The following is a 7232-nucleotide window of genomic DNA, read 5'->3' as shown; positions in this document are numbered from 1 at the left end:
CGACGCCAACTGGTACGCCATCGTCAACAACACGATGATGAATTGGGACGACTACAGCGGGCCGAACCTCTCGGCCGCGCCCTATGCGACGCAGAACCCCTCGGACCTCAAGGTGCGCAACTTGCGCATCTGGGGCAAGGCTGACACCCGCTACGGCGGCGACCGCTCGCCCGTCATCCCCGGGCCCGCGAACTGGGTGGCGCCGGCGGTGGGCGGCGTCTCGCCCACGTTGCACGTCAAGATGCCCGGCCTGGTCTACGCAGACGGCGGCAAGCGCCAGCTCAGCCATGTGCTGAACACCGTGGACGGGGTGCAGTACGGCTATGGCGCGCTGTTCAAGGCGGTCGCGGCGCAGTCGGGAACGCTGGTGGTCAAGACCACGGCTACGGCGGGGGGCAACGCCTCGGCGATCGGCGCGATCCTGTCACCCTACGAGTGGGCGTGGATGCTGGTCGCGTCCGGACAGGCGACCGTGGGGTTCGCGTGCGCCGGCGGCGACGTGATCGTGAGCGGCTACGGCGCAGGCCCGAAGACCATCGTCCGGTCCTGGGACACAGGCGTCACCAAGGGCTGCATCTCCGGCGGGACCGTCGCTTCGATGGCCAACGGCAATCTGTCCTACCTCGGCGAACGAATGAACGTGGGGCTCTCCTGGTACGGCGACAACCCCTTCGACGGGGTGATCGACGAGATCGTCTTCTACCCCCACGCCTCGGCGCTGTCCGACGCCGCGATGCAGGCGCTCTGATGACCCTGCTGCTGCTCTTCGACAGCGGCGTCGGGACGACGACGCCGCCGACTCCTCCAACCCCAACGCCGGTGTGGGCGCGCGTTCCGGAGAATGCCGAGACCTGGACCCGGATCGATGACAATCCCGAGGATTGGACCCGCCAATGAGGTTCATCGCCAACGACATCCCGGGCCTGCGCCTGGAGCTTGAACGGGCCTTCGACAGCCTGAACAACCCGCGGCAGCCGACTCCCCTATGGCCGGTGGCCGCGGCTGACCTGCCGCCCGACACGGCCAGGTGGAAGAACTGCACGCTGTGGGTCGAAGACTTGAACGTCGCCGCGGTTTCCGACGGCGCCGACTGGATCCGCCTGGACACGGGAGCACCGATCTGATGCCCAGCAGCTACACGACCTCGCTTCGCCTGGAGAAGCAGTTCACCGGCGAGAACGTCAACGTCTGGGGCGACCGGCTGAACACGGCGATCGAGCGGACGGAGCAGGCCATCGCCGGCTTGCGCCCGATCGCGCTTACCGGCGACTATACGCTCACGACATCGAACACCGTCACTGACGACGCCCGCTACGCCATGCTGAAGTTCACGGGCGGGTCGGGGGCGTTCAGCGTCAGGCTCCCCTCGGTGACCAAGGCCTACAAGGTCTGGAACGCCACGACGGGCCTGATCGTCTTCACCACCGGCGCGGGGGCCACCGTCCAGGTCGATACGACAGACATCGTCGAGATCTTCTGCGACGGCTCGAACGTCAAGACGCTGGGCTACGGCGGCGCCAGCCTGAAGGCCTACATCGCCTCGGTGGTGGTCGGGGGCGGCGCGACGGTGCCGTCGCTGGTCGGTGCGGCCGGCAAGTGGCTGACCAACAACGGCTCGATCACGAGCTGGGCCTACCCGAGCACCAGCGACATCTCGAACTACGCTTCTGACCAAGCCGCCAAGACCGCCACCGCGACGGCCCTCGCCATCGCCTTCGCCGTCGCCCTCTAGGAGCCCAAAATGGCAACAACGCCGAACAGCATCATCACGCCACAGCTGCCGAAGTCGCTCGCGGCGGTGTGCACGACTGCGAACACGACCTATACGGACACGCCGACCAACACCCAGGGCCTGGCGTCGGCCGGCGTCAATGGATCTCGCGTGACCCGGGTCACCGCGATCCCGCGCGCGACGATCACGGCGACGCAACTGCAGCTGTATCGGTCGGTGGACGCCGGCGTGACGAAGCGGTTTTTCCGGTCGGCCCTGATGCCGGCCTACACCATGGCCCAGACCACGGAAGCCCCGATCGTGGACTTCGGTTACACCGAGGAAAACCCGCTGATCCTGATCGCCGGCGAGATCATCTACTGCGCGATCGGCGTGACGCCGGCATCGAGCGGTACGATCGGGTTCTGCGCCGAATGGGCTGACTACTGATGCCGCAGCGCGTCGCAAAGCTCCTCGGAGGCGCGCTCGGGCCGCCGCTGGCCTCCGTGCGCAAGGCCAGCCGGCAGACGCCGTATCAGTTCCCGCCGGGGTCCTACACTTTCAAGGTTCCGAAGTCGGGCTATTGGAAGTTTGTACTGTGGGGCCCGGGTGCAATTGGGAGCAATGGCGATGACGGGGGCGGATCGGGCGCTTACTGCGAGATTACCAAACCCCTGGCTAGCGGCCAAAGCGTTGCTCTTGTGGTCGGGTCGGGTAGCAAGGTAGGTATTTCCAACAGCTCAGGGGCCAGCACGGCGACTTTTCCAGACGGAAACCTCACGAGCGCCGGCACAACCGTTTCTAGTCTTGGAGGAACAGGGGTGGCCGCGGTCGCCAGCGGCGGCGACGTTAATCTGAATGGTTCACTAGGCGGACAGGGGACTGGTGGGACGAACACTGGGGCGGTGGGGTCGGGAACCGGTGGCGGTGCCGGTGGCGTAGCGGCAGGGGCGAACGGCGGCGGCGGCGCACCAGCCAATCTCCCATTCCGAGGCGGGGCGGGGGGAAGTGCCGGTTCCACCAATGGAAGAAGCCCAGGCGGCGGTGCGTCAAGTGTCACTGGAATGTCCAGCGGCGACGGTCAGATCATTGCGTTCCTTGTAAGGGAGTAAGGGCTTCCCGAATGGTGTTTAGGAGCAGGGACGGGTGTTCCGTCGCAACGTCGTGGCCTGCTTCACGGGCCACTCGAACAGTCAAAAGCGGGTGGCTTCTCAGGAGGGCGATGTCTGCCGCGTCCAAAAGCCCCGGCATGCTGGCGAGATTGCGACGAGGGTGTAGAGCAACCCCCGCCACAATGACGTGAGCGTGACGTTTTAGGTTCTCGATGACGGAGTCGTAGCAGCGGTCTTCGACCTTGGGTCCATACCCAAGGATACGCCAGAGCCATTCCTGATGGGCCACTGACAGGGCCGGCCTAGCCGTCTCCGCCCAATCCCGCAAAGGCCACAGCTTGGCGGTTGAAAGCGGAGGGTCAATGGCCACAACACCTTTTACCCGGTCGCTATTGAGGCTGAGCGCGACGAGGCCACCAATCGAGGCACCCACAACTACAACCTGTCTTCCAGCGTAGATGGTTTCGATCAGCTCGCGAAAGGCGTTCGCAAAGCCCTGAATAGAGACAGCTTCCGGCAAGGGGCCGATCAGCCCGGGCAGATGGGCTACCACGACCTCAGCTTCAGGAAGTTGGGCGCCAAGCCAAGACAGCTGATCGAACGGGGCGAAGGCACCGCGGATCGCGAGAATTACCGGGCGACTTGTGTCTAACCCCTCTGAGCAAAGCGGGATCACACCGATGAAGTCCGAACTCCGCGCATGACCGGCAAAGACTGCATTACGGGACCATAGCACGATGCCGCGCACAGCCCTCAAGATCACACCCGGCCTCTTCAGCGACGACACGATCCACGCCGCGGCTGGACGCTGGGCGGACGGTTCCAACATCCGCTTCCGTCTCGGCATGCCGCAGGTGATCGGCGGCTGGGAGGCGCTCACGGCGTCCCTGCTGGGCGGGGTATGTCGCTGGATCTTTCCGTGGAGCAACAACGACGGGCAACTGAACTTCGGCTTCGGCACACACCGGACCCTCGAGGTGTGGACCGGCGGCGGCCTCTACGACATCACACCCGCCCTGGCCCGTTCAGCCAGGGCCCTGGGCGCCAACCCGCTCTCCCTCACCAACGCCTCGCCCACGGTCACCATAACCGACGCCGGCCATGGCCTGCAGACCGGCGACTCAGTGGCGGTCTCCGGCGCGGCGACAGTCGGAGGCGTGGCGCCGAACGGCACGTTCACAGTCACGGTGGCGAACTCCAGCACCTATACGTACACCTTGCCGTCTCCCGCGGTCTCGACGGCGACCGGCGGTGGCCCGGCCATCGTCGTCACTCCGCAGGACGCGTTTTCGGGGGGTCAGATCGACGGAACGGGCCAGGCCGGCTACGGCACGGGGCCGTACGGCGCCGGCGGCTATGCGACGCCCACGGTCGACGACTACTTTCCCCTGACGTGGAGCGGCGGCGCCTTCGGCCCGGACCTGGTCGCTTCGCCCCGGCTGGGCGCCATCCACCAGTGGAACGCCAGCGACACCGGCAGCCCCGCCGTCGCCATCCGGAACGCTCCGGATCGTGTGGCCTTCTGCCTGGTCGCGCCGCAGGACCAGATCTTCGCGCTGGGCTGCAACGAAGAGGTCTCGGGCGAATACAACCCATTGTGCATCCGTCACTCAGGCGTGCGCCGTCCGACCGAATGGAAGACCGATGCGCCGGGAGACTCGACCGCCAGGGAATACATCCTGCCCGGCGGGGGGCGGATCATCGGCGGGCGCATGATCGGCGCTTACCTGCTCGTCTGGACGAACGCCAGCCTGTTCCTGGGGAGCTATGTCGGACAGTTGGGCCAAGTCTGGCGGTTCGACAAGGTGGGCGACAAGTGCGGCCTGATCGGGCCTGGCGCAGCTGTCGTGGCGGGGCAGCAGGCTTACTGGATCAGCCCCGACCGGCAGTTCTGGAGCTACGCCCTCGGCGGCGAGCCGCAGCCGATAGCCTGTCCGATTCGCGAGGATTTCGCCGACAGCCTCGCCGCCGCCCAGGGCGACAAGATCGCCGCCTCCAGCGTCGGCGAGTTCAACGAGGTGTGGTGGGATTATCCCGACGCTCGCGACGGCTACGAGAACTCACGCTACATCGCCGTGCCAGTGGGGGGACCCGACGCCGGATCATGGTTCCGAGGCAGGATGGCCCGCACGGCCAGGGTCGATGCGGGGCCGGCGAATTATCCGCTTGCCGTGCGGCCGGCTTTCACGGGAAGCGACGACGGGTTGATCTACGCGGACGCGGGATCGTTCGCCGTCGCGCCGGCGGCCGAGATGGACCTTGGCAAGAGCTCCGGCGGCGCGTGGGTCGGCGGTTATGTGCAGGGCCTGCAACTCGGCGACGTCGTTTTCGACTTCACCGATCACGCGGGCCTGCAGATCGCCTACGGCCGCACCGGAGCGGCCACCGCCATGACGACGGCGGGCATGATGGTCCACTTCGCCGCCGATCAGATCCGTACGACCAGCCGGGGCGTGCTGATCGAGGAGGGCGCGACCAACCTTTGCACCTGGTCCGAGGCGTTGGACAACTCGGCTTGGCAGAAGAGCTCGCCGGCGCTGGTCGTCACCGCCAACGCCTCGGCGGCGCCGGACGGAGCCGTCACGGCCGACAAGATCGATGATCAGGACGCCACGGCGCTCGACAATCAGGTCTATCGCTCTTTCTCCATTCCGGACGATGGGCTGACGCGCACCTTCAGCCTCTACCTGAGGGTCGGCAACACCGCTGAAACCCGCGTCGACGTCGCGCTATTCGGCGGAACCACGGTCAGCAGCGTCAACATCATCACCTGGGCGACCGGGACGGTGACGGGCGTCGGCGGGGCGCCCGCAGGGGCGCTCATCCCGCTCGGCGACGGCTGGTGTCGACTGGTGGTGGCGCTGGCCAACAACGGCAGCGGCAACACGACGCTCAGCATGTCCCTGCGGCCCGCGGGCATCTCTGTAGGAGCTTCCGGCTATTGCTATGCCTGGGGCGCGCAGCTTGAGATCGGGGCCGGCGCGTCGTCCTACATCCCGACAGCCGCGGCGACAGCCTCTCGCGGCGACGACGTCCTGGTGATTGGCGCCGGCGTTGGACGCATCTATTGGCACGAGCGGGGCCAGAGCGCGGATGGCGGCGTGCTGTCGTGGTTCATCGAAAGCGCCGACCAATATGTGTCCGAGGACCGCGCGCTCCTGCTGCGCTCCATCTGGCCGGACGTGAAGGATCAGATCGGCCCGATCTCCCTCACGCTCACATCGCGCTTCAAGCCGCGGGGGGCGGAGCGGTCGACGACCTATGTCGCTTCGCCGGACGACGAGAAGATCGACGTCAGGGCCAACGGCCGATTGTTGCGCATCAGGTTTTCCGGCGCTGCGAGTCTTACAGCATTTCGGCTTGGTCAACCCGTACTTGACGCCGTGGCGGTCGGGGGCCGCTGATGCCGGCGCATACAATTTTCAGGAGCGAATACTATGGGTATTCTTGGCAATTTCGGGTTCAAATCCTCAAAGTCGAAGACGAGCCAGACGACGACGACGGACCATACGACGACGCCCATAGTTCCCGACTGGGCGGCGGGGCCAATCTCCGAAATGTATGGGAAGGTGCAGAACATCGGCCGCCAGGACCCAAGCACCTTCGTGGCGGACGCTCACCCGCTGCAGCAGACCGCGGCCAACAACGCCGGCGCCCTGGGCAATCCGTGGAACTGGGACGGCGCGGCCGACCTCACCCGCGGTTCGACGATGTCGGGCGGTCCCGCGGCGTACGGTGCGGAGAGCCTGCTGACAGGTCTCGACAACTACAAGAACCCGTACCTGTCCGACGTGCTGAACACCTCCTTGCGGGACTACGATATCGGCGCCGATCGTACGCGCGGGCAGCAGGCGCTCGACCTTGCCGGCTCCGGTGCGTTCGGAGGCTCGGGCGCGGCCCTGACGCGCTCGATGACGGAAGGGGAACTGAGTCGGGGACGGGGAAGCCTTGCGGCTGGCCTCTACAGCAACGCATTCAACACGGCGACGAACCTCTCCAATCAGGACGCCCAACGCCGGCAGGACGCCGGCGCAGCCAATGCGGCGGCTACGAACGCCTACAATGCGCAGGCGGCGGCGCAGAGGCTCGCGGCGGGCGGCCAATTGGCCAATATCGCGGCAAGCTATGGCGCCGACCAGCGGGCGAACACCAGCCTGCAGTCCGATATCGGGACCCTGTTTCGGGGCATCGCTCAGGAGCAGCTCAACGCGCCGCTTAATCTGATCTCCTGGCAGAACCAGCAATACGGCACACTGCCCACTCAACTATTTGTAGGTCAGCACCAAGTCGGTGTAGATAATACGGTTGGTAAGTCCTCTGAAAACAGCTTCAACCTCTCCGGAGGATTCGATCTTCCTATATCCCTATGATACTTTATAGTAAGTGATATAGGGAATTCCATTTATAGA

8 protein-coding genes are annotated in these 7232 nt (G+C 65.7%); 7 read left to right on the top strand and 1 reads right to left on the bottom strand.

The genetic code is table 11. The features are described 5' to 3' along the window. From VGL30_RS15555 to VGL30_RS15535, 5 genes are all read left to right on the top strand, one after another. A partial coding sequence (locus VGL30_RS15555; protein WP_331540921.1) for a hypothetical protein occupies positions 1 to 748 on the top strand: 748 nt, incomplete at its 5' end. Beyond that, positions 748 to 897: a hypothetical protein gene (locus tag VGL30_RS15550; RefSeq protein WP_331540920.1), complete on the top strand. Its 150-nt coding sequence runs from the start codon at positions 748 to 750 to the stop codon at positions 895 to 897. The genes VGL30_RS15555 and VGL30_RS15550, both read left to right, overlap by 1 nt. Further along, positions 894 to 1124: a hypothetical protein gene (locus tag VGL30_RS15545; protein ID WP_331540919.1), complete on the top strand. Its 231-nt coding sequence runs from the start codon at positions 894 to 896 to the stop codon at positions 1122 to 1124. The genes VGL30_RS15550 and VGL30_RS15545 overlap by 4 nt, the downstream gene beginning before the upstream one ends. Beyond that, a complete protein-coding gene (locus VGL30_RS15540; RefSeq protein ID WP_331540918.1) occupies positions 1124 to 1732 on the top strand; it encodes a hypothetical protein in 609 nt (202 codons plus the stop codon). Before VGL30_RS15545 ends, VGL30_RS15540 begins: the two co-directional genes overlap by 1 nt. 9 nt (positions 1733 to 1741) lie before the next feature. Beyond that, on the top strand, positions 1742 to 2161 hold the full coding sequence (locus VGL30_RS15535; protein ID WP_331540917.1) for a hypothetical protein: 420 nt from the start codon (positions 1742 to 1744) through the stop codon (positions 2159 to 2161). 636 nt (positions 2162 to 2797) lie between these two features. Here VGL30_RS15535 and VGL30_RS15530 read toward each other — a convergent pair. Further along, positions 2798 to 3571 carry an alpha/beta hydrolase gene (locus VGL30_RS15530; protein ID WP_331540916.1) on the bottom strand — a complete coding sequence of 258 codons (774 nt, stop codon included), beginning with the start codon at positions 3569 to 3571 and terminating at the stop codon, positions 2798 to 2800. Between VGL30_RS15530 and VGL30_RS15525 the strand changes: the two genes are divergently transcribed. After that, positions 3561 to 6227 (top strand): phage head spike fiber domain-containing protein, encoded by a 2667-nt coding sequence (locus tag VGL30_RS15525; RefSeq protein ID WP_331540915.1) that lies wholly within the window; start codon positions 3561 to 3563, stop codon positions 6225 to 6227. The genes VGL30_RS15530 and VGL30_RS15525 overlap by 11 nt on opposite strands. 33 nt (positions 6228 to 6260) lie before the next feature. Next, on the top strand, positions 6261 to 7193 hold the full coding sequence (locus VGL30_RS15520; protein WP_331540914.1) for a hypothetical protein: 933 nt from the start codon (positions 6261 to 6263) through the stop codon (positions 7191 to 7193). The last annotated feature ends 39 nt before the right edge of the window (positions 7194 to 7232 follow it).

The organism is Phenylobacterium sp. (genome assembly GCF_036502675.1).
In the GTDB taxonomy this organism is placed as follows: domain Bacteria; phylum Pseudomonadota; class Alphaproteobacteria; order Caulobacterales; family Caulobacteraceae; genus Phenylobacterium.
Note: the sequence above shows the minus strand (reverse complement) of the source record. Positions and strands in the feature narration are given on the sequence as shown.